Below are 22,293 nucleotides of genomic sequence, written 5' to 3'. Positions count from 1 at the left end.
TTTCAATTAGGTGGGTAAGTTAGAACTACCAGATAAAAAGTTAAACATCCCCCCAAACGGAGAAAAGACTATGAAGACTGAATTTAAAGCTAAATTCCTGCAATACGTTTCTAATAGAAAAAAAGAAGAAGGTTTCACCTTAATTGAACTGTTAGTTGTTATCATCATCATCGGTATTTTGGCTGCGATTGCTCTGCCTTCCTTCCTCAGCCAAGCTAACAAAGCCAAACAATCCGAAGGAAAACAATATATTTCTTCCATTAACAAAGGTCAGCAAGCCTTCTTTGTGGAAAACAATGGTTTTGGATCTGATGTCACGCAACTAGGAATTGGCCTCAAAACACAAACCTCTAACTATGTTTATACAATCAGTGCGACTACAACCAGTAACGTCGGTAGTCTTGCTGCACCTATTAACACTTCAGCTTTGAAAGGGTATGCTGGTGGTGTTGGATTGGTGCTGGTTCCAGGCAGTGATGCCAAGACTGCTCAGAGTGTACTTTGTGAAACCACTGCCCCAGGAACTCCTGTTGCTACGACCAATGATGGAACTGTCGTAGGTTGTGCAGCTGCCATGACCGTCGTGACGAAATAGTAACTGTCAGTTTGAAGGAATTTCCTTGTTAAAAACAATAAGCAGGTGGAGTTGTTATTCCTACCTGCTTTGTTGTATGTATTTTTTAAATGATAGAATAGGATGATATGGTTGCTCAAGATTTACTAGCTATGACATCGGATTGGCAAGAAAAAGCTGAACAATTGTTATTAAAAAATAATTATACTGAGGCTGCAAAACTTTATGAACAAGCCATTGAAGTCCAACCGGAAATAAAATCTCATTATTGGTATTTAGGATTGGTGTTGCTATTGCAAGGGCAAGAAGCAGAGGCACAAACCACTTGGTTATTTGGGATGGCCGATGGGGAGCCGGAACAAATAGAGGAGTGGACTCAAGAATTAATTCAGGTCTTGGAAATCGAAGCCGAGCGACAACGCTTAGAATTAGAAGACTATGCCGTAGCTTGGGCTATTCGACAACATATCCGAGAAATTCAGCCGACGGATATTAATAATCTACTGCATTTAACCGGATTATCAATCTGTTTACGCACCTACACCGGTCGAGAACCGATTGAATTAGGTTTGCTGGAGTTGCTCAAACAAGAATCCGCAACGGTAGATTCAGAATTATTACTCGAAGTCATTAAAAGTGTTGTAGATAGTGCTCCCTTACTCACTTCATCCCTGAATTTAACAGAAGCCAGTTTAGTTCATATTCGGAACACCGATGTCTTTATTAATCAACTGATCATTCCTTTTGTGTATAAAATGGCTCACTCAGCCAAACAACTCAGTACCGCCGCCAAATTTACTGAACTGGGTTTGCGTTTAGCTCCTGAACATCCTGAATTACTCTGTTTTAGTGCTTCTGTCTATCAAGATAGCAACCGTTTTGACCAGGGAATCCAAGCTGCTAAACTCTATTTTTCCCTAACGAAAAATTTAGCCGAAAAATTTTTTGCTATCCACCTCATTATGCGGGGATTAATGAGTGCTGGGGGCTACTGGAAAGAATTTGTTGAAACCACGGAACAGCAAAAAGATTTATTAAAATTGTTATTAGAAGAACAGCCAACCGATTTATCGCAAGTGGAGACGATTAGATTATTTAATACAATGTTTTTTTCCCCTTACTTTGAAGATAATCCTCAAGAAAATACCAGGCTAAGAAGTGAAGTTTCTAACCTGGCTCAATTAAATATAGAAAACTATGCGAAGGAACAAATAGAACGATATCGCCACCGACAAACTACCCGTTTCCACCAGCCTGCTGTTGAACGACGCTTAAAAATCGGATATATTTCCCATTGTTTTCGTTCCCATTCCGTGGGTTGGCTGGCGCGGTGGTTATTTCAATATCATAACAAAGAAAAGTTTGAAATTTTTGGTTATTTTATTTGTTACGATCATTATAATTACAATCAAGTCCAAGATTGGTATGTTAATAATATTGAAAACGTTCGTAAATTAGAGTTCAGTGGTCTGGAAGCGGCTGAAAAAATTGATCAAGATGAAATTGATATTTTAATTGATCTTGATAGTCTGACTTTGACATCAACTGCTGAGGCTATGGCTGTTAAACCTGCACCTGTACAAGTCACTTGGTTAGGATGGGATGCGTCTGAAATTCCCACTATTGATTATTATATTGCTGACCCTTATGTGTTAACTGAAGACGCTCAAAGTTACTACAATGAAAAAATTTGGCGTCTCCCTCAAACTTATTTGGCTGTCGATGGCTTTGAAGTGGGTATTCCCAACGTTCGACGAGATCAGTTGGATATTCCCAGTGATGCGATTATTTATTTTGTGGCTCAACGGGGATATAAATATCATCCCCACACGGCCCAATTACAATTAGCAATTCTCAAAGCTGTTCCTAATAGTTATTTTATTATTAAAGGAGTAGCCGATCAAAAATCACTCAAAACTTTTTATTCTGAAATTGCTGACTCTGTAGGGGTAGATTGCGATCGCTTAAAACTACTCCCGTCGTCACCCACAGAAGCCGTCCATCGCGCTAATTTAGCCATTGCTGATGTGGTACTCGATACCTACCCTTATAATGGGGCGACAACCACCATGGAAACTCTATGGATGGGGATTCCGATGGTAACCCGAGTCGGACAACAATTTTCAGCCCGAAATAGTTATACCATGATGATCAATGCGGGAATTACCGAGGGAATTGCCTGGACAGATGAGGAATATGTACAATGGGGGATTAAGTTAGGAACGGATGAAAATTTGCGAAGTCAAATTTCTTGGAAATTGATCAAAAATCGACAAACGGCTCCGTTATGGAATGGGAAACAATTTACCCGGGAAATGGAGAATGCTTATGAACAAATGTGGTTAAATTATATTAATAATAAAACTTGAATTTGTAATTTATGCTTAAAATTTTGATAGTAGTAGGCGCGCCTCGCTCCTACAAAGGAATTGAGATATTTTTTTAAGACCAATAAATCTGTTAATTTTTTACTTAAACTACTCCAATGAATTTACTAAACGGGAATCAACAAGGGATTAAATATCTGGAAACAGGCGATTATGTTGCCGCTATAAATCATTATGAAGAACTGATTAATACTCAGCCAGAAATCACTTCCTCTTACTGGTATTTGGGTTTATTACTGTTGCTACAAGGACAGGAAGTTGAAGCTCAAACGACTTGGTTAGTAGCAATGGCGGAGGGAGAACCGGAAGAAATTGAACAGTGGACACAGGAATTAATCCAAGTTTTAGAAACGGAAGCCGAACGCCAACAGCTAATATTAGAAGATTATACAAAAGCCTGGGTAATTCGCCAGCATATTCGGGAAATTGATCCCACATATATTAATAATTTATTGCATTTAGTTCAATTATCTGCTATAGGTCAAACCTATACCGGTGAAGAACTAATTGAATGGGGAATTTTGGATTTACTGAAATCCGATCCTATTCCAACAACAGACATTAATCCTGAACTTTTACTTCAAGTTTTAGATAAAATTTGCCAGCAAGCACCTGAAAATCCTTTATCATACCAATTTGCTGAAACTTCTCTTAATTATATTACCGATATTCAATCTTATCTCAATTTTTTAATTCCATTTATTTATAGATTAGCTTACTCTCGACATCAAACAAATCTCTCGATTAAGTTTACAGAGCTAGGGTTAAGATTGCATCCTAAACATCCCGAATTACTCCGATGTCTGTCTATGTTTTATCAAGATATTGGGGAATATGCCAAAGGAATAGAAGCGGCGGAGTATTGTTACTCGATGGCGGAAGATTTCCCCGATCAAGTTTATGCGAGATTTTTATTACTTCGAGGTTTAATGAGTGCAGGTGGACGCTGGAAACAGGTCTGCTCGGTGATGGAAGATTACCACTCCCTGCTAACTCGGTTAGTCACAGAAAAGCCAACTTTTTCCTATGATTTAACGGTGGGTTGTTTTACCACAACTTTTTTCTTTCCCTATTTTCAAGATAAAATCCAGGAAAATTTATTAATTCGGCGCGAAGTTTCGCAATTTCTTCAGTCTAATATAGAAAGTCAAATTCCGCAGGTTATAGAGCAATGTCGTCAGTGGAAATCTCGGCCTAAAACCTCTAACTCTACGGAAAAACCCCTAAAAATTGGCTATGTTTCTCATTGTTTACGCGGTCATTCTGTTGGTTGGTTAACTCGGAGTTTATTTGAACACCATGATCGAGAAAAATTTGTTATTCATACTTATTTATTGGCGGCTTTAGATCAACCCGATGAATTGCAAAGCTGGTTTATTAATAAAAGCAATAAAGCCCATCAATTAGGGTTAGAAGGAAGGGAAGTCGCCCCAAAAATTTATGAAGATGAGATTGATATTTTAGTGGATCTTGATAGCTTAACTTTAAGCTCTACCTGTGAAACCTTAGCCATTAAACCAGCACCCATTCAAGTGACTTGGTTAGGGTGGGATGGGTCTGAAATTCCATCTATTGACTATTTTATTGCCGACCCTTATGTGTTACCTGAAGATGCTCAAAATTACTACAGTGAAAAAATTTGGCGTTTACCTCAAACCTATATTGCGGTGGATGGTTTTGAAGTCGCTGTTTCTAATATTCGTCGAGATCAGTTAGATATTCCTAATGATGCTATTATTTATTTTACGGCTCAACGAGGATATAAATATCATCCAGATACGGCTAAATTACAGTTACAAATTTTAAAGGAAGTTCCTAATAGTTATTTCCTGATTAAAGGCATGGCCGATCAAGAATCCTTAAAAACATTTTATGCTGAAATTGCTGAATCGGTGGGGGTAGAGGGCGATCGCTTAAAACTCCTACCCTTATCAGCCACAGAAGCCATCCATAGAGCTAATTTAGCCATTGCTGATGTGGTACTCGATACCTATCCCTATAATGGGGCGACAACCACTATGGAAACTCTGTGGATGGGGATTCCATTGGTAACAAGAGTCGGGCAACAATTCTCAGCCCGAAATAGTTATACGATGATGATTAATGCCGGAATTACAGAGGGTATTGCTTGGACAGATGAGGAATATGTGGAATGGGGAATTAAGTTAGGAAAAGATGAGAATTTACGCCAACAAATTGCTTGGAAATTAAGGAAAAATCGACAAACGGCTCCGTTGTGGAATGGGAAAAAATTTACCCGGGAAATGGAAAATGCTTATGAACAAATGTGGTTAAACTATATTGAGGGTAAAAATTAATTCAACGATAGTAGGATTTTTTGTAACCTATAGCAATCCTATTTGAGTTGTGTCCAAAATTCCTGGGCAATAGGGAACAGGGAATACTTCTGGCTGTTTCATGTCAGTATTAAAATGTTACAACCTATTTAGGATTACTATAGTTAACAGCCAATCGTTGTACCGTAGTAGATTGTAGATTTATATAAGTTCAATATGGCAAAAGTATCCCCTCAAACTTTGATGATTATTTTCAACCTGCAACGACGTTTAGTTGAATTGATAGATCAAGCAAAAACAGCCGAGTATAATTTGTTTGAAGCGTATGGTGAGACGGAGGAAACAATTCCAGAATTGGAACAATTACAAAATGGCGCAGAGCGTCTGAGAAATCCTTATTCACGTCTAGCTACTCTGACATTAGCGATCGCTGAGGCTCAACCTATTGCTCCTACTGCTATGATCAATTTATTGAGTCAAACTATTGAACAAGCTTCAGTAACGGCTGATGCGGTGGAAGCAACCACTCAAGAAAGTAAAAGGATCTGGAACCTACCATGAATAAACCACGCACAATACCTGATGCAGAGACAAGAGCACGTTCTGTTGCAAACTGGCGGGAGGCTATTTGCAAAATTGACGCTGTTACCCTCGCACTGGATGAATTAATTGCTATGGTGGAAGAACATAACCGTCACAGTCCACTCACTTTATACCGATTAGCTAAGTGCAAGGGTGAAGCGGTGGAAAACAAGAGTGAGACTTAATGTTAAAGAATACTTTTTAAAAAAGTCAGCCATGAAATCAATTTCGGTCGTAGAGATGTTCCATTTAACGTTTCTACGACCAGTTTTAAAGGGTTAATAAAGGCAAGTTTTTAGTGTTCTAAATCATAAATTGGGATGATTTCTGCTCCGACAGATGCGATCGCATTTTGATTTTCAGCATTTAACTTAATTCGACCCTGGAGTTGAGAACATAAAGCAGACCACTGGCTAGAATTTAGCTGACCTATTAAAACAATTTCTACACCTTCATCAAGCTCTAATTCTTCTTCCATTAACAAATTCATCATCACACTAGACAATGCTAAATTTGCATCTTCATCTGATAGGTTTTGATGATCAATGAGTAAGGTGATCTGGCTGCACTTGGAATGAGTTGTTAGCGTTTTAATTATACTTGTTAATTCAGGACAAAGCACTTCTTCCGGCTGGCTCCAATCGGGAAAAACAACTAAATTAATCTCTCTCAGGTTTAAACGCAGAAGTGTGGCATCAATTAAAGCAGAACTAATAATATTAGCCATTTTTGACCAAGAAAACTTCCGTATTTGTTCCAATCCCTTCGCCCTCAAAATATTACGGGATTTGAGTTTTTGTACCTCGCAAAGTGCATCAGTCATGGCATCAATATCATCATCTTTAATATAAATTGCTGCCTCTCCTGCCACTTCTGGAATCGAGGCATTTGCACAAGTAATAACCGGACAACCACAGGCTAAAGCTTCTGCAATGGGCATTCCAAAGCCTTCATATTTAGAGGGATAAACTAGGGCGGTGGCTCCTGAATAAGCGACCCTGAGTTCTTCATCACTGAGGTACAAAGAATGAACTGTACTACCTGCTGCTAACTCTCGATATTCGTGTCCTAATAAATAACCTGCTCCTGTACAGATCACATCAAATGCTGATTTGCTATAAAGTTGAGAAAACCCTCGAAAGAACAAAACAGCATTTTTATAATCACTACCGGCTCCAACTAATAGAAAATAGGGTTTATTAATTCCATATTTAGTTTTAAATTGAATAATTTCTCCTGGGGGTGCCGGATAGAAAGTCTGAGAAATTCCGCAGTGAGCAACCGTAATTTTAGAATTGATATTTGGAAATAATTTAACTAGGTCATTTGCCGTACTTTCTGAAATGGAAATATAAGCTGACGCATGGGCAATTCCTAGATGTTTTTCCCGCCACATCGGTTCATCTAGGTTCGCCCCTAAAATTTCAGGAATCATATCATAGGCTATAAAAACCGATGGTGTTGATAGGGGCGTTGTATAGTAAGTTGAAACAAATAAGTCTGCTGCTTCTTGATCACAAACTTCTTGAAGCATCTGGCGGTCAACTTCTGTTTTAGAATAGTCATAGGCTGGAACGGAAAGATACCTAATTCCTGCTATTTTGGGGGCTGTTTCTGCTCGATCTAAAACAATAATATTTTGACCAAATCCGTTAACTGCCCATTCTAAAAATAACGATTGCCAAACCCGGGCTATTCCGGTTTTAAACATTTGGAAAAAGACCCCATCAATCATAATATTCAGAGGGCTATTTAACCTTGATGTCTCTAAATTGGAGGACAAGGATGATTCTGTATTAATGCTGTTTACTGAATTAGAGGGAAAATATTTTTCCAGAATATTGTTAAAGTCTTGGCTAATTAAAGATGATTTTTCTACTTTTTTAAGTTGCTGACGGGATAATTGTTCAAACGGGTTACAAGGTAATTCTTTTTTTGTTAATAAATGTAATGAACTGCCATTAGAGTAAAAGTTTAAATCATATCGCTCTGCTAAAATTCTCAGAGAATGATGGGTATAAATTGAAATATGTTGACCTTCATGTAAAACATAATACCACCAGTCATTCGGTTTGGGATTGCTAACCGGGAGTAGCTCTGTACTCAATAAAATAGTTGAGGATATTTTTAAGAGATTTTCTAACTCAATACTAGGATTAATCAGATGTTCAAAGACTTCAAAAGCTGTTACAATTTCAAAGCTATTATTTTCAGCCGCATCTAAATTAATCTCGAAACTTTGAGCAAACAAATTATTACAAAATTTATCAAACCAATAAAAATCAAAACCATTATCTCTCATTAACCTAACAAATAATCCATATCCGGCTCCATAATCTAAAAATTTGCTCTGATGGTCAAAAAAATTAAAAATTAGTTTACTGGTAACATCAGAAAACATTAAGTTTCTGAACACCAACCCAACATCACTCATCGCTATTGCATTAGAATATGCTTCTTCTAACCAGTAAGGTTCTTCAGTTTGAATAAATCCGCAATTTGAACACTGGAAATAACTAATATCATACTTATTGAGAATTTGAGCCGTAGCAAAATAATTCGACTGAGAATCACAAACTTTACATTTCATAAATAATATTGATAAATTTGCTTAAGATTATGAGTTATCTTAGAGTTTCCCGATCTAAACTATAACTAAATTTTTATTTCTAGTTGATCAAAACTACTTTATTTCTAAGATACCCGATGCGACTGTAAAAACGATCACGTTCCCTCTTATCTTAATTGAACTTATTGATTAGGACAAGCTTTCATTATATTGTATAAACTCTGTTTAACATTGCCAAGCACTGCTATGGATAAGCAACACTTTCTTCAGGAATTACCCAAATAGGTAGGGGTTTTCCTCCCATAGATGAGATTGCAATTTTATCTTCATGCTCTAAAATTATCCGGGCAGTTAAACGAGAGTATAAAGCCTGACTTTGTACATCGCTTAATCGTCCGGTCAAAAGAATTTCTAATCCTTCGGTTATATCTACTTCCGTTTCCATGAATAAATTCATAAAGATACTAGATAAAATTAGATTCGCATCTTCATCAGAAATATTATGACTATTTAGATATACTGTAATTGAATTTTTGTTAGGTAGAGAAGCCACTAATTTAAATAGATTAGCTAACTCTAAATAAAGCGTTTCTTCAGGTTGCTTCCAATCTGGAAATGCAATGTAGTTTTTGTCTTTTAGCTTCCACAATTCCCAATGATTATTTTTTAACTGAAGACCCCGCCAATCGAGTAACTGTTCTAAGGGAAACTGAGGCATTTGCTCTGCATCAACAGCGTCAAGACCAGCTAAGTTTTCAGACTCTAAACGAATGCGACCTTGAGCAACAGACAGTAAATTGCTCCACTGAGGTTGAGTTAATTGACCCACGAGGGTAATATCTGGCCCCTGTTCTACATCTAATTCATCTTCCATCAACAGATTCATCATCATACTGGATAACATTAAATCTGCTTCTTCGTCACTGATTTTTTGATGATCAATCAACAGTTTAATTTGAGCTTTATCAGGGTGATTAACCAGGGTTTTAATAACAGCACTTAACTGGGAATATAGTTGATCTTCTTCTTGAGTCCAATCAAGGAATAAAAGCAGATTGATTTCTTTTAATTTGAGGTGACTAATATTCTCATATAATATAGAACCAAACATAATAGCCTCAGTCAAATTATTAGATTGAGTGTTACGCATCACAACAGTAGGATGTTGCAAGGGAAAACTCATCGGTTTTGTGGGTAAATTGGCAAATGGGGATTGATCTGTTGTATGGGTTGCATCTTTCCTAAAACCAATATTAGAAACCAAATTAACATGGGGAAAAATCGTTAAGCCTCCATGAACCCAACACGCAAATGTCCAAGCATGATCCCAGGTATTATATCCTTCATAAGCAGCTTGAAAAACTTCTTTACATTCAGCGACGTTTACAGCAGAATGTTCTAGTATTTTTTCTAAACCGTTGCTATCTCTTATTTCTGGCCACAATTTCATATCCAAATCATAGAATTTCCAGGCTCTGCGCCAAGTCGCCCAACCCCAGAGATGATTATATCGAGAAAAGTAGTAGCTTACCTGTTGATTATTTTGTCGAGATTGAAAGTTATTTCCTGAGATTGTCATGATGTTGGGCTCATGACGATAACGTTCTAATAATTCTTCACAAAATCGGAAAAAGGTAACATCCGGTAAGCAATCATCTTCGAGAATAATGGCTTCTTCAACGGTGTTAAATACCCAAGTTAATCCACTCGAAACCCGATGACGACAGCCTAAATTAATCTCAGAATAGTTGGTTAAAACTTCACAATCCCAATCCACCTGATTAATAATCGCTCGAGTCGCGGCACATTTTTCGGCTTCACCGACGACATTCAATCGAGGGCCATCAGCAATAACTAGAAGTTTTTCAGGTTGAATCTGACGAATCACATTAAACACTTGCTGTGTTGTGTCTGGTCTATTGAAAATCATTAAACAAACAGGAGTTTTTAGTTTTGGTTTTTGTTCACTTTTAAAGATAGCTGTTACTGGATAACTCGCCCCTGGTTTTATTGCTTCTGCATAAATTGACTCATGCTTTCTGGACTCTAAATCTAACCCTGGTTCAAAATCTCTGAGTTTCACATTTTCAAATCCACCATGAGCAATGACTTTTGGTAAATTTTCTTCATCAAAAAGATAACGATGATGACCGTCCATATAAGCAATATAGTTAATAAAATCTATTTTGGAATGATAGTGATAAGCCGGTGTATAAAGACAATATTTTTGAGGATCAAATTGTTCGGGATTTTCATAGGATTCTATATAGATTCTGGCGTTAGGAACAGCAATTTTAAAAAATCCTCTTGGTTTCAATATCCGATAACATTCGGACAGAAAGTTAACCATCGGATCAGGAAAAGAAAAGTGTTCAAGTAGATGGGATGAATAAATTTCTTCTACACAGTTATCAGGAAAAGGTAAGGGTTGTGATAAGTCCATACATAAATCACTTTTAGGATCTAAATCCATTGTGATCCACCCCTCCATTCTTTTTTGTGAAGAACCTAACTCAATTTTAATAGGTCTTCCGCTTTCTAAAAGAAACTTAATTAAATGCTGGTTTTTTGAAGCAATCTGTGATAGAAAGTTACTCATTCGTTAAACCCTCTTTACAATTTATAAATCTAATAATTAGAATTTGATCTGAATTTTATTGAGCTTGATTCGGTTTTGGATTCATGACGTGAAAACATCCTTTACCCAAAAGAGATTTTTTCTGGCTGGGAAGTTCCTGATTATCTAAAATATCAAGTTTTTTAAAGAATAGTGAAGTACAGTTTTTATAGGTATAGCAGGGAATTAGTCCCCAGAAATCTAAACGTTTATAACCTTCAGATGCTAATAATTTAACTGAGGGATCGTAATTATAATCATCTGTATTATCAAAAATGATTAGACCCGTTTCTTTGATATGATTTAAACTAAGTTCTAAACATTGGTTTCGATTGGCTCCATCCACAATAATAACATCAAAATAATCTAGGGGAAATTGTTTGATCATTTCCGCATACTCCGTTTCATTCTCTTTTAAAAAGAGTTGCACATTATTAGGCATTTTAGAGTTAATTTCTTGAAACCAATTGGGATCATTTTCAATGGAAATCACTTCTAAAACTCGCTCAGACCACCATAAGGTAGATTGACCGGCGCCAAATTCAAATACTTTAAAATCCGGCCTAACTTTATCTTCTAAAAATTCAATCGTCGGATAAGTATACCAGGGAATCGGTCGATTATCTTGGGTTACAGGTTTACTCTGATACAGTGAATTAAGCCACCCCGATGTCAGGAGATAATTAATTCCTGGGGAAAGATTAGCTGCAACCTCATACCAATTTAACGATAAAATTAGGCTGTGAGCTAGAGGAATCGAGAAACCTCTTTCTACTAACTCTGGATAATCTAAGAGTAAATTTCTGCCTAAATTCGCTGCTTCTGTAAATCTTTTAGCCTGAAAACATTGGTGTGCTAGTTGTAATTTAAATATTTTTTGCTCCTCATTTATAGTAGATAATAATTTATATTTTTCTGTATTTCTAATTGTTTCTAACGTAATTGAAGGGATTATTTTCAACCATTCATTGAGTTGCTTTTCGTCAACATTACTTCCTAAAATTTTGTAATTAACTGTTATAATAGCGTTAAACCATTCTTCAAAATTTTCTGGACTAATTAGGCTAATATCTAGCTGTGTTTCTAATTGTTCATCTCCTTCTAACAGTAAGTTCATCATTACACCTGATAAATACAGGTCAACCTCTTGACTAGAAATACCATTGTAATCAATAAGGACAGATAGATTACCTCTGTCATGATGTTGGAGAAATATTTTTGTTATTGTTTCCAGTTCCAAGAAAAGATCTGATTCTGCTTGTGTCCAGTTTAACAAAACTAAAAAATTCATAGACTAGGAGGATTTTAAAGATCGCTGTTTACAGTATACTATAATACCCTGTTGTTTTCGGAAAATGATCATTTTCGTTTGATTATAGTTTTTCCGATGTTCTGCTCTATACTCATTGATCTTTCGAGGGTAGAGTAAAACCTGGGACTCAATAATTGCTAAGGTGATTAATATGTTAGAATAAAATTAATTGATTTTTTATGATTCAATAACCCACTTACATTTTCTCTAAAAAAATGAAATATCTAAATTTATTTAAAAAATTATCACCCATCAATCAAAATCAAAATTTACTGGAGCATGGATCAATATTATTTAAAGACTTACAGCCATTTTCGGCGATTTTAGAAAACGAAGAATTAATTATCTTTTGTGTTCTATTAAATTGGGCAGTTGATGATTTAGAAGATGAGGAAATTTATTGTCAACTTGGGGTAAATTCTTTTAGCACTTTAATTGCTGCGTTAGTCAACCACCCTGACTGCATGGCTTATGCAGTTGATTCATTCTACCAGCAAAACAATTCAAGCAATTATGAAAATATAGTTGATAATTTAGATAATCTCAACTTAACTGAACAAGTCTTTCTCTTTGATCAAGATCCCGAAGAATTTTTATTAGAATTAAAAACTGTTGATTGTGAAAATAAAATTGGGTTATTTGTCTATGATTGGAAAAAAGATTATCGTTCTGTTCTGTATAGTTTATTGTTAATAAAATCCTTTTTATCTGATCAATCTTTAATAATTATTGAGGGAGTTAACCATCCATCTGTGCAGCAAGCGATCGCAGATTTTCTCAGTGTAAACCCTGAATTTATAATTGAGGAAGAATTTTTATCTCAGTCTTATCAATCTATTTTTGTTGGCAATGGAAGGGTTGTTTTAAGTCGAGATATTAATAGAAATATCAGCCTAGAGTCATCGGTTGTATTTAATTACCGTCAACCTCAAATCATTGAAAGAATTTCACAAATTGAGCAATTAGAAAACTTGTTAGAAACCATTTATCAAGAGGCTGTAAAATTACACCACGAATATAAATTTACTCAAGCTGAAAATAAATATAAAATAGTTTTAAACTGGAATAAAAATCATATGGAATCTTGGATTAATTTAAGTCAATTATATTATCAAAGTGAAGATTATCAGCAGTCTTTACAAGCAAGTTTTCAGGTTATTAAAGTCGATTCTGAAAGATTTGAAGGCTACTATAACTTAGGTCAATGTTTGGAAAAATTGAATCAAATTGCACAAGCGATCGCAGCCTACCAAAAAACAATCGTATTAAAACCTGATCATATTGATGCCTATAATAACTTAGGAAATCTCTTAACGCAACAGGGGCAATTTATAGAAGCGGAAACCCTTTACCGCCAGGGAATTAATGTTAACCCCAATCATTTTGGCAGTTACTTAAACTTAGGTAATCTTTTTCTATTGCAAAATCAAATAGAATCAGCCTTAGAAAACTATCAAATTGCTTTAGAAATTGTTCCTAATAATCCTGATATTCTGTACAATTTAGAACTGGCTAAAGAACAGCAAAAAAATCCCGCATCTTATTGTAGCAGTTTTGGCGATCGCTTGTATGAATTAGGGAATTATCAAGGAGCGATCGCCCAATATCAAAAAATACTTAATTTACAACAGCAAGAGGTTAATACTTATGAAAAAATTCATCAATGTTACTGGAATTTAGGAGAATATGATAGTGCAATTAATATCTTAAAAACAGCCCTAGAGCTTTATTCTCAATTTGCACCTCTCCACTTTACCCTCATTACAAATCTTCTCTATGAGGGAAGAACAGAAGAAGCCACTACACAAGCGAAAATTGCCTCGGAATGTTTACCTAAAGATTATACTTTTACATTACTGAAAAATTTAATAGTTCCGATGTTTTATCACTCCGTTGAAGAAATTAGTTATTATCAAGAACAGTTTAGAAAAGGATTAAAAACCTTAATTGAAACCACGAATTTTAATGATCCTGAAACCTTAGAACAGGCGTTTTTAGGAATGGGAAGATTTACTAATTTCTACCTAGGTTATCAAGCGAGAAATATTATAAAAGAACAACAGATTTATGGTAATTTCCTCCATCAAATGATGTCAGCAAAATATCCCCAATGGGTTCAAGCGTTAACCCTACCAACAGTTGAGGATAAAATCAGAGTAGGATATGTTTCTAATTATTTGCATTGTTATAGTGGGTCACTTTGGTTAACCGGTTGGTTGCGGTATGCTAATCATAATCAGTTTGAAATTTACTCTTATTATACTGGCAATTCTCCCGATCCAGTTACGGAACAGTTTCGACAATATAGCTACAAATTCTATCATATTCCAGACAATTTAGAAGCGGTTGCCGAACAAATTTTTAAGGATAAACTACATATTTTAGTCTATCCAGAAATTGGTATGAACCCCCCAACAATGGAACTCGCCGCGTTGCGTTTAGTGCCGATTCAATGCACCGCTTGGGGTCATCCCGTAACCTCGGGACTACCCACTATTGATTATTTTCTTTCTAGTCAATTAATGGAACCGGAAAACTCCCAGGAACATTACTCAGAAACCCTAATTTTATTGCCCAATATTGGGGTTGCTTATCCCAAACCACAAGATATTCCAGCCTTAGTTAAAACCCGTTCAGATTATGATTTACCCGAGGATGCGGTGATTTATTTATGTTGTCAAGCACCGTTTAAATATTTGCCTCAATATGATTATATTCTACCAGAAATTGCGGTAAAAGTTCCTAATGCTAGGTTTTTATTCTTCCGAGGAACCCTATTAAATGCTCGGTTGAAACAAGCATTTGCTCATTATGGGTTAAATGATCAAGATTATTGTTTACATCGAAACGTCCCTGAAAGGTTTGATTATTTGATGTTAAATTTGCTTTCTGATGTGTTTTTAGATACCTTTACTTGGTCGGGAGGAAATACATCTTTAGAAGCGATCGCCTGTAATTTACCCATTGTAACTTGTCCTGGGGAATTCATGCGCGGACGTCATGCTGATAGTTTCTTAAAAATGATTGGTTTAACCGAAACCATTGCAGAAAATGAAGCCGAATATATTAAAATTGCGGTTAAATTAGGATTAGATCCCGTAGGGCGCAAAACACTTTCTGAACAAATGAGCGATCGCCATCATCTGATTTTTGATGATCAAGTTTGTGTCACTGGGTTAGAGGAATTTTATCAAACCGTTATTGGGCTTTAGCCCTCTCCTATTGGGGCACTCATCCCAATAACTTTCATACTTCAAGAAACCGTGTTTCTGCATAACTCCTGATTATTCTAACTGTTCAGCGAGTTGTCTAAGCCAATTGATAAATTCTCGGAGTTCAAAGTTAACTTGATGCCAAACTGAAGGGTAATTTTCAACAAGTTTTTCTAGCCTGTTTGGATCTAATTCAAAACCATACAAATTTATAACAATATGCCTAAAACCTAGATACTCATTTAACATAATAACTGTGTCTGAAGTCAAAATGGCTGGCAACCCTTCTCTTTCTACACTCATTCTATTTAAAAGTCTTTTATGCCAATCAAAACTTGAGGGTAAAGAACCATTTAGTTCAGAAACAATGAGTTGAAAAATCCGCTCACAACCCGTATAAAAGTTATGTAACTTTAAGGCTAGACTTTCATGAAAAATTGTAGCCCGGTCTGGATCATTTTGAACTTCCTGATAGACTTGCGCGATCGCTAATTCCAACCTTCCTAAACGTTCTAACTCAATTTCAATATCAGTCGCTAGTTCTCTAATTTTACTTGCTGACATTGGCTTCATAAACACATTCTCCTGTGGCTAAAACCCTTTCTCGAAAGTGAGGTTCCAAGTCTTCTAGGGGTTTTAAATCAACCCATCTGGATGTTAAGTTATTAGCGATCGCAACGGCTGTAAAATAATCCCTTTTTGGTACTCCTTCTACCGCTAAATCAATATCAGAGTTTTCATTGAATTTTCCTCGAACTAAAGAACCAAACAGAATAATTTTTTTAATAGAAAATTGTTCTGTTAATACTTTAACAATAGCTTGAACTTCTGTTCTGGCTTGTTCTGTTCTAATTTGATCCTCTAACTGTTGCTGTTTTTGCTGTTTTATCCAGTAGTCTAAATGTTTCATAACTGGAATTTATTTTTTATTTTGCTGTTTTAATTCAGTTAATGAATTTTGATAATCCTGTCGATCAGGATATAGTTTGACCAACTTTTCTAAGGGTTCAATTGCTCCTTGAATATTATTTTGTTGTAACCTAACATTCAATAAACCTTCCAACGCCGTCGGGTTATTGGGTTCCCGTTTTAATACGGTTTCATAGCCTTTTTCTTGCTTTTGTAATAAAGCGGTTGCAGATTGTTGTTCAGTGGTTTGATTAACTTCAGGTTGTTTTTCAAATCCACTTTTAAACACTTTTGCTAATCCGAATATGCTACTACCAAAAAAAGCCAGCAGTGATAGGAACATAATCACTTTTTGTACCTGTTTCAAGCGTTCCATTCTGCGAATACGCTCTGCTCCATATTGTTTTTCTAATGATTGCTTTTCAGTGGGATTCATTGCTTATACCTTCCTCTGATTGTAGATTAGTTGGCTTTTTAATCGTACCTATTGTCAGAATACCCAATTTGATCTCAAAACTAATCAGAACTGGGTTCGGGTAATTCGCCAAACTGTTGACGGTAGCGGTTGAGTAAGGTTTCTAACTCCTGGGAACGCCGCCCGGCTTCTTCGGCTTGGCGTTGCGCTTCTTCAGCTTGACGCCTGGCTTCTTCGGCTTGACGCCCCGCTTCTTCAGCTTTTTGTGCGGATAATTCATCAACTGTGGGCAGAATTTCACCCTCTGGAGTTGCCCACCTTAACCATACGGTTTCGACGGTTTTATAAACCCCTGACCATCGGACTAAGGATAAGCCTAATTGTTGACTGAATAATCGATTAAATTGATCGGGAAAAATAGGTTGATAACTGCCATTAATTAAGATAAATCCTGCCAAATCATCCGGCTTAAAGGGGTCAAACCAGAAATATTCAGGAACTCTAACTTGATTTTGATAAATGATTTTTTTGTTAGTTTTATCTTCTTGGGCGGTAATAGGAGATAATAGTTCAATGATCACATCAGGAGCTTTTCCTTCTTCCCAAACGACCCAACTTTTTCGTTCTTTTTTGGGAACTCCTAATACGGCAAAAAAATCAGGGCCTTTGAAGTCTTGGTTCCGCACTTGGGCTAAACTAAAATAGAGGAACATATTGCCCCCAACATAACCATCTTCTCGCGGTTCTAACCAAGGAATTAATGGATCAATTAGTAGATCCATTTGCATTTTATGGCGTTGGGTTTCCATGGGGACTCCATCGTCATAGGGTAGTTCGTCTTGAGTGGGCGGTAATGTTAACCCATTTAGCAGTGTTTCTGGTGACATTGCCCTCAATTAATCAATAGATTAATGATTTTTAAGATATTATATCACAATAGTTTGTTGTTGCGCTTGGGTGCTAAGAGGGTGCTAAAGACCAACAACTAGCTGAGGTTAGATTGTTTTTGACTTTTAATTAATACATTCGCAAACCAAGGACTAATTAATAAGATCAATAACATTCGAGTCATTTGCATTGCTAAAACAATTCCGGCATCTCCTCCGAGTTGAATTACCGTTGCAATCATCGCCGTAATTCCTCCGGGTGTGGAACCCAATATGGCCGTCATGGTATCAACTTGGGTAATTTGATGGAAAATATAACCCGCACCTAAACAAAATAGAATCAAGAGCAGAACTAAAAAAAATTCAATTAAAACAGCCTTCCAGAGTTTTTTAGCATTCTGCCAGTCAAACTTTAAACCCACGGAAAATCCGACAAATAATAAGCCAATAGTAAAGAGCAAAGGAGGCATTTTAATCGAATAGGGAACTGTCCAAAAGACCATTAAACTAACTAGAAATGGCCCCAGAAACAAGGCTGAAGGTAAATTTAACTTTTCCCCTAAAACGATTCCTAATGCTGCACAACCCCCCAGAATTCCCAGGTTGTAAAGTATAGGTAAAGTAGGTGAAGCGTCGAGAGGAATAGAGACCACCGACCCAATAGCCACATCCCCCCCAAACCAGAAGCCGACAAGGGCAGGAATAATTAAGGCCACTAACAGAATTCGCAGATATTGTAACAGGGCAACGGCGATCGCATCAGCCCCCATTTCCTCACTCATGGCAATTAAGCTGTAACTCGCTCCAGGAACACAACTGAGGAACCCCGTCGCCCGGTCAATTCCACCCCAACGCCCTAAAAAATAACCATTTAAAATACTCATCCCCCCAGTCACCAGAATACAGAGCATCAGGGGGAAGGCGTAAGTCGCCATTAACCCGATCGTCTGGAGTGAAAAGCCCGTAGCTGTTGCGATCGCCACAATAGCTTGACCCACAATAAAAAAGATCGGGGGTAGAGGTTGGGGTTTCCCCTGAAATGCCGCATAAAAAATCCCCACAATCATTGGCCCAATTAACCATCCCACGGGAACTTGTAACCACGCAAATAAATAACCCACCCCCACGGCCAGCATAAACTGAGGTAGGAGTTGGGTGAGCTTGGGCAAAGTTTGAGATAATTCTTGCCTTAAATGAGTCAGGGTATTTTTATAGTCTGTATTCATTGAATAGAGGCGATTTTTGATTAAAATTCTATGGCTTTGGAATCGATTTCAGGGTAGTTAACGCTTCCTCAACGTGACGCGAAAAATCTAGCATAGAATCAAACAGATGTCGCACTACGCCGTCCTTATCAATAACATAGGTAACGCGACCCGGGAGCACCCACATCGTCGCTGGAACACCATAGAGTTGACGCACTTTATTTCCGGTATCGCTCAACAAAATAAACGGCAGATTGTATTTTGTGGCAAACTGTTGATGAGATTGGGCCGTATCCGAACTAATGCCAATCACTTCCGCCCCGGCATCTGTAAAAACTTGATAACTGTCTCTAAAGGCGCAGGCTTCGGCGGTACAGCCCGGGGTATCATCCTTGGGATAGAAGTAGAGGACAACGGATTTTTGACCCCGAAAGTCTTTAATACTCACTGATTCGCCCGTTTGCGAAGTTAAGGTGAAATCAGGAGCCAGATCTCCTATTTTAACGGCCATATTTATGATAACCCTGTATGATTTGGTGAAATGTGAACGTTTGTTATGATAGCGCGGACAGGCAGACTGTGCGACCCAAGGAGGATTTTTTTCAGACTATTGAACAAATTCTCTAAAATATTAACCCCAAATTACCATTTTACCCATGAAAACTTTATTAATTTATCCTCAATTTCCGTCCACATTTTGGTCGTATGAAAAAATCCTAGAATTAGTTGATCGCAAAGTCTTATTACCGCCCTTGGGATTAGTAACCGTGGCGGCAATTTTACCTCAAACCTGGGAATTCAAATTAGTTGATCGCAATATTACGGCCGTCACCGAAGCCGAATGGGACTGGGCAGAATTAGTTATTCTTTCGGGAATGATTGTCCAGAAAGTAGATTTTATTGCCCAAATTCAAGAAGCCAAAAGACGCGGAAAATTAGTCGCCGTGGGTGGCCCCTATCCCACTTCTGTCCCCCATGAAATTGAAGATTCCGGGGCAGATTTTCTGATTTTAGATGAAGGGGAAATTACCCTACCTATGTTTGTTGAAGCTGTGGAAAAAGGGCAAACTTCCGGGGTATTCCGCACCGAAGAAAAACCCAGTGTCACCTCAACTCCGATTCCCCGTTATGATTTATTAGAATTAGATGCCTATGATTCCATGTCGGTACAATTCTCGCGAGGATGTCCGTTTCAATGCGAATTTTGCGACATTATTGTGCTGTATGGTCGCAAACCCCGCACCAAAACCCCAGAACAATTATTAAAGGAATTAGACTATCTTTATGAATTGGGATGGCGGCGATCAATTTTCATGGTGGATGATAATTTTATTGGGAATAAACGTAATGTTAAATTACTGTTAAAAGCCCTAAAAGTTTGGCAAGCTGACCATCAATATCCCTTCCGGTTTAATACCGAAGCTTCTATTGATTTAGCTGATGATGGTGAATTAATGGACTTGATGGTAGAATGTTATTTTGATGCGGTATTTTTAGGGATTGAAACCCCCGATGCCAGTAGTTTAGAAATGACTAAAAAATATCAAAATAACCGCAGTCCCTTATTAGAAGCAGTAGATAAAATTATCCGGGCTGGCTTACGTCCAATGGCGGGATTTATTCTGGGATTTGATGGGGAAAAACCCGGGGCGGGCTCTCGAATTATTGAATTTGTCGAACAATCTGCGATTCCTACGGCTTTATTTAGTATGTTACAAGCCTTACCGAATACGGCGTTATGGCATCGTTTAGAGAAAGAAGGACGGTTAATTAATCCCCAAAAATTTGATATTAACCAAACTACTTTAATTAATTTTGTTCCCACCCGTCCCGTTGAAGAAATTGCCCAAGAATATATTGAAACCTTCTGGCAATTATATGATCCCGAACGCTATTTAGCACGTACCTATCGCTGTTTCCTCAAGTTGGGTGCGCCCAAATGTCATCCTCCGGGTAAATTCCCCAGTTGGATTGATTTAAAAGCCTTAGCCACTGTGATTTGGCGACAGGGAATTAAACGCCAAACTCGCTGGAAATTTTGGGGGTATTTATTCAATATTATCAAACATAATCCCGCCGTCTGGGATCAGTATTTAACCCTCTGCGCCCATAACGAACATTTCTTAGAATATCGGGAAATTGTCAGAACCGAAATTGAACAACAGTTAGCAGAATATCAAGCCCAAAAAGCTGAAGTGAAAACTAAAGTTCCGGTTTGAAATTAATTCAGATGTCTGTTAGTCTGGGTGAAAAATTAAGTCTGAAATATGCCTGATCGAATCCTCCTAAATCCGATGTTTTAGGGGGATTGATTAAGTCCCTTAGTCCCGATTAATCAGAGGATAATAAGCGTTCTAAAATCTTGACAATAGCCACAATTTGCTCAGAATCATATTCCCAACGTTTTAAGAAGTCTTGATAGGTTCCTTCTCCGGTTTTGGCAGTTTTGAATAAGTCTTGAAGTTGCGATCGCAATAAAGGGCAATTCAACTGTAGAATTAAACCCGTAGACCGTTGAACTACTCGTTGTGAACTGTCCTGCATTTCCAGGTTATTATTTCGATGATGATACACGACCATTGCCGAAGACATCGCCACATTTTTAACCAGTAGGTCTGACACAATTTCGGGCGAGGTTTCTAAGGCTTGAATAATAGGATCGATCGGCTGATCAAAACAAGTGCGACCATCGGTTAAATAAGTTACAAAAAAACCCCTAGCCCCATTATGAGTTTTGACTAACTCCGTGATCGTTCTTTTAATTTCAACTTCCGATAAGGAGTTATCTGCCAGTTCATTTAACAATAGTTCAGTAATTTCTATGCCTTGATCAAAGGTAATATTTTCGGGAACGAATATAGAAGATAAATTGGCCATAAATATTGTTTGATGAAGATTTTTATCACACCTAAAACCCTAAAATTTATCAATGTCCTTCGACTAAATCTTGATATTCTTCTACGGATAAAGCATCATCTAAATCACTAGCATCCCTGATTTTAACTTTAATTAACCATCCCGATTCATAGGGGTCATCGGATAGAATATCGGGGGCATCTTCTAGGGTTGTATTACATTCAATAATGCTGCCACCGATGGGGGAAAATAATTCTGCGACCGCTTTTACCGACTCAACGGTTCCAAATCGTTCGCCCTTCTGGGTTTCGTCCCCTACATTGGGTAATTCTACAAAAACAATATCTCCGAGTTGCTGCACCGCAAAGCGAGTAATCCCAATGGTAGCAATTTCGCCATCAAGTTTGACATATTCATGGGTATCTAAATATTTCAGATCTTCGGGATACTCTGCCATAATGACTCCTTACA

The 22,293-nt window shown here is 37.3% G+C and carries 18 protein-coding genes; 7 read left to right on the top strand and 11 right to left on the bottom strand.

From position 1 onward, the window contains the following. Positions 1 to 70 precede the first annotated feature (70 nt). From PL9631_RS19400 to PL9631_RS19380, 5 genes are all read left to right on the top strand, one after another. Entirely contained in the window at positions 71 to 595 is a 525-nt protein-coding gene (locus PL9631_RS19400; RefSeq protein ID WP_083622863.1) for a type IV pilin-like G/H family protein, read from the top strand. 107 nt (positions 596 to 702) lie between these two features. Beyond that, positions 703 to 2,943 carry an O-linked N-acetylglucosamine transferase, SPINDLY family protein gene (locus PL9631_RS19395; RefSeq protein WP_083622861.1) on the top strand — a complete coding sequence of 747 codons (2,241 nt, stop codon included), beginning with the start codon at positions 703 to 705 and terminating at the stop codon, positions 2,941 to 2,943. Between the two features lie 116 nt (positions 2,944 to 3,059). Next, entirely contained in the window at positions 3,060 to 5,279 is a 2,220-nt protein-coding gene (locus PL9631_RS19390) for an O-linked N-acetylglucosamine transferase, SPINDLY family protein (protein ID WP_083622859.1), read from the top strand. 195 nt (positions 5,280 to 5,474) lie between these two features. Next, a complete protein-coding gene (locus tag PL9631_RS19385; protein ID WP_083622857.1) occupies positions 5,475 to 5,819 on the top strand; it encodes a hypothetical protein in 345 nt (114 codons plus the stop codon). Beyond that, on the top strand, positions 5,816 to 6,025 hold the full coding sequence (locus PL9631_RS19380; RefSeq protein ID WP_083622856.1) for a hypothetical protein: 210 nt from the start codon (positions 5,816 to 5,818) through the stop codon (positions 6,023 to 6,025). The genes PL9631_RS19385 and PL9631_RS19380 overlap by 4 nt, the downstream gene beginning before the upstream one ends. Before the next feature lie 110 nt (positions 6,026 to 6,135). Here the strand turns inward: PL9631_RS19380 and PL9631_RS19375 are convergent, their stop codons facing one another. From PL9631_RS19375 to PL9631_RS26275, 3 genes are all read right to left on the bottom strand, one after another. After that, positions 6,136 to 8,430: a methyltransferase domain-containing protein gene (locus PL9631_RS19375; protein ID WP_083622854.1), complete on the bottom strand. Its 2,295-nt coding sequence runs from the start codon at positions 8,428 to 8,430 to the stop codon at positions 6,136 to 6,138. 223 nt (positions 8,431 to 8,653) lie between these two features. Beyond that, complete coding sequence (locus tag PL9631_RS19370) at positions 8,654 to 11,008, bottom strand: class I SAM-dependent methyltransferase (protein WP_083622852.1); 2,355 nt, start codon at positions 11,006 to 11,008, stop codon at positions 8,654 to 8,656. A gap of 55 nt (positions 11,009 to 11,063) precedes the next feature. Then, positions 11,064 to 12,146 (bottom strand): class I SAM-dependent methyltransferase, encoded by a 1,083-nt coding sequence (locus PL9631_RS26275; RefSeq protein ID WP_231516790.1) that lies wholly within the window; start codon positions 12,144 to 12,146, stop codon positions 11,064 to 11,066. A gap of 407 nt (positions 12,147 to 12,553) precedes the next feature. Here PL9631_RS26275 and PL9631_RS26270 point away from each other — a divergent pair, with 407 nt between their 5' ends. Then, positions 12,554 to 15,550 carry an O-linked N-acetylglucosamine transferase family protein gene (locus PL9631_RS26270; RefSeq protein WP_083622850.1) on the top strand — a complete coding sequence of 999 codons (2,997 nt, stop codon included), beginning with the start codon at positions 12,554 to 12,556 and terminating at the stop codon, positions 15,548 to 15,550. A 72-nt stretch (positions 15,551 to 15,622) separates the two neighbouring features. Here the strand turns inward: PL9631_RS26270 and PL9631_RS19355 are convergent, their stop codons facing one another. The 6 genes from PL9631_RS19355 to PL9631_RS19330 form a co-directional block, all read right to left on the bottom strand. Continuing rightward, on the bottom strand, positions 15,623 to 16,123 hold the full coding sequence (locus PL9631_RS19355) for a ribonuclease toxin HepT-like protein (protein ID WP_083622848.1): 501 nt from the start codon (positions 16,121 to 16,123) through the stop codon (positions 15,623 to 15,625). Then, positions 16,101 to 16,460 (bottom strand): nucleotidyltransferase family protein, encoded by a 360-nt coding sequence (locus PL9631_RS19350; protein WP_083622846.1) that lies wholly within the window; start codon positions 16,458 to 16,460, stop codon positions 16,101 to 16,103. The genes PL9631_RS19355 and PL9631_RS19350 overlap by 23 nt, the downstream gene beginning before the upstream one ends. A gap of 9 nt (positions 16,461 to 16,469) precedes the next feature. Beyond that, positions 16,470 to 16,895: a tetratricopeptide repeat protein gene (locus tag PL9631_RS19345; protein ID WP_083622844.1), complete on the bottom strand. Its 426-nt coding sequence runs from the start codon at positions 16,893 to 16,895 to the stop codon at positions 16,470 to 16,472. Between the two features lie 80 nt (positions 16,896 to 16,975). Then, on the bottom strand, positions 16,976 to 17,761 hold the full coding sequence (locus tag PL9631_RS19340; RefSeq protein WP_083622842.1) for a Uma2 family endonuclease: 786 nt from the start codon (positions 17,759 to 17,761) through the stop codon (positions 16,976 to 16,978). A 98-nt stretch (positions 17,762 to 17,859) separates the two neighbouring features. Continuing rightward, entirely contained in the window at positions 17,860 to 18,987 is a 1,128-nt protein-coding gene (locus tag PL9631_RS19335; RefSeq protein WP_083622840.1) for an AbrB family transcriptional regulator, read from the bottom strand. 28 nt (positions 18,988 to 19,015) lie between these two features. Beyond that, entirely contained in the window at positions 19,016 to 19,477 is a 462-nt protein-coding gene (locus tag PL9631_RS19330) for a peroxiredoxin (protein WP_083622838.1), read from the bottom strand. A 145-nt stretch (positions 19,478 to 19,622) separates the two neighbouring features. Here PL9631_RS19330 and PL9631_RS19325 point away from each other — a divergent pair, with 145 nt between their 5' ends. Beyond that, entirely contained in the window at positions 19,623 to 21,185 is a 1,563-nt protein-coding gene (locus PL9631_RS19325) for a B12-binding domain-containing radical SAM protein (RefSeq protein WP_083622836.1), read from the top strand. Positions 21,186 to 21,297: 112 nt separating this feature from the next. Here the strand turns inward: PL9631_RS19325 and PL9631_RS19320 are convergent, their stop codons facing one another. Together PL9631_RS19320 and gcvH are read right to left on the bottom strand one after the other, a co-directional pair. Further along, on the bottom strand, positions 21,298 to 21,843 hold the full coding sequence (locus PL9631_RS19320; RefSeq protein ID WP_083622834.1) for a hypothetical protein: 546 nt from the start codon (positions 21,841 to 21,843) through the stop codon (positions 21,298 to 21,300). Positions 21,844 to 21,892: 49 nt separating this feature from the next. Then, a complete protein-coding gene (gene gcvH, locus PL9631_RS19315) occupies positions 21,893 to 22,279 on the bottom strand; it encodes a glycine cleavage system protein GcvH (RefSeq protein ID WP_083622832.1) in 387 nt (128 codons plus the stop codon). Between the last annotated feature and the right edge of the window lie 14 nt (positions 22,280 to 22,293).

It is taken from the genome of Planktothrix paucivesiculata PCC 9631, assembly GCF_900009265.2.
GTDB lineage: Bacteria > Cyanobacteriota > Cyanobacteriia > Cyanobacteriales > Microcoleaceae > Planktothrix > Planktothrix paucivesiculata.
The sequence above is the reverse complement of the archived record's forward strand: the minus strand, read 5'-3'. Positions and strand labels throughout refer to the sequence as shown.

What these genes read in the sequence shown, in the direction of transcription:
- PL9631_RS19325 (WP_083622836.1), top strand. Translation starts at nt 19,623, where the DNA reads ATGAAAACTTTATTAATTTATCCTCAATTTCCGTCCACATTTTGGTCG.
- PL9631_RS19330 (WP_083622838.1), bottom strand. Translation starts at nt 19,477, where the DNA reads ATGGCCGTTAAAATAGGAGATCTGGCTCCTGATTTCACCTTAACTTCG.
- PL9631_RS19320 (WP_083622834.1), bottom strand. Translation starts at nt 21,843, where the DNA reads ATGGCCAATTTATCTTCTATATTCGTTCCCGAAAATATTACCTTTGAT.
- PL9631_RS19350 (WP_083622846.1), bottom strand. Translation starts at nt 16,460, where the DNA reads ATGAAACATTTAGACTACTGGATAAAACAGCAAAAACAGCAACAGTTA.
- gcvH (WP_083622832.1), bottom strand. Translation starts at nt 22,279, where the DNA reads ATGGCAGAGTATCCCGAAGATCTGAAATATTTAGATACCCATGAATAT.
- PL9631_RS26270 (WP_083622850.1), top strand. Translation starts at nt 12,554, where the DNA reads ATGAAATATCTAAATTTATTTAAAAAATTATCACCCATCAATCAAAAT.
- PL9631_RS19380 (WP_083622856.1), top strand. Translation starts at nt 5,816, where the DNA reads ATGAATAAACCACGCACAATACCTGATGCAGAGACAAGAGCACGTTCT.
- PL9631_RS19345 (WP_083622844.1), bottom strand. Translation starts at nt 16,895, where the DNA reads ATGAATCCCACTGAAAAGCAATCATTAGAAAAACAATATGGAGCAGAG.
- PL9631_RS19400 (WP_083622863.1), top strand. Translation starts at nt 71, where the DNA reads ATGAAGACTGAATTTAAAGCTAAATTCCTGCAATACGTTTCTAATAGA.
- PL9631_RS19335 (WP_083622840.1), bottom strand. Translation starts at nt 18,987, where the DNA reads ATGAATACAGACTATAAAAATACCCTGACTCATTTAAGGCAAGAATTA.
- PL9631_RS19390 (WP_083622859.1), top strand. Translation starts at nt 3,060, where the DNA reads ATGAATTTACTAAACGGGAATCAACAAGGGATTAAATATCTGGAAACA.
- PL9631_RS26275 (WP_231516790.1), bottom strand. Translation starts at nt 12,146, where the DNA reads ATGATGAACTTACTGTTAGAAGGAGATGAACAATTAGAAACACAGCTA.
- PL9631_RS19395 (WP_083622861.1), top strand. Translation starts at nt 703, where the DNA reads ATGGTTGCTCAAGATTTACTAGCTATGACATCGGATTGGCAAGAAAAA.
- PL9631_RS19375 (WP_083622854.1), bottom strand. Translation starts at nt 8,430, where the DNA reads ATGAAATGTAAAGTTTGTGATTCTCAGTCGAATTATTTTGCTACGGCT.
- PL9631_RS19385 (WP_083622857.1), top strand. Translation starts at nt 5,475, where the DNA reads ATGGCAAAAGTATCCCCTCAAACTTTGATGATTATTTTCAACCTGCAA.
- PL9631_RS19355 (WP_083622848.1), bottom strand. Translation starts at nt 16,123, where the DNA reads ATGAAGCCAATGTCAGCAAGTAAAATTAGAGAACTAGCGACTGATATT.
- PL9631_RS19340 (WP_083622842.1), bottom strand. Translation starts at nt 17,761, where the DNA reads ATGTCACCAGAAACACTGCTAAATGGGTTAACATTACCGCCCACTCAA.
- PL9631_RS19370 (WP_083622852.1), bottom strand. Translation starts at nt 11,008, where the DNA reads ATGAGTAACTTTCTATCACAGATTGCTTCAAAAAACCAGCATTTAATT.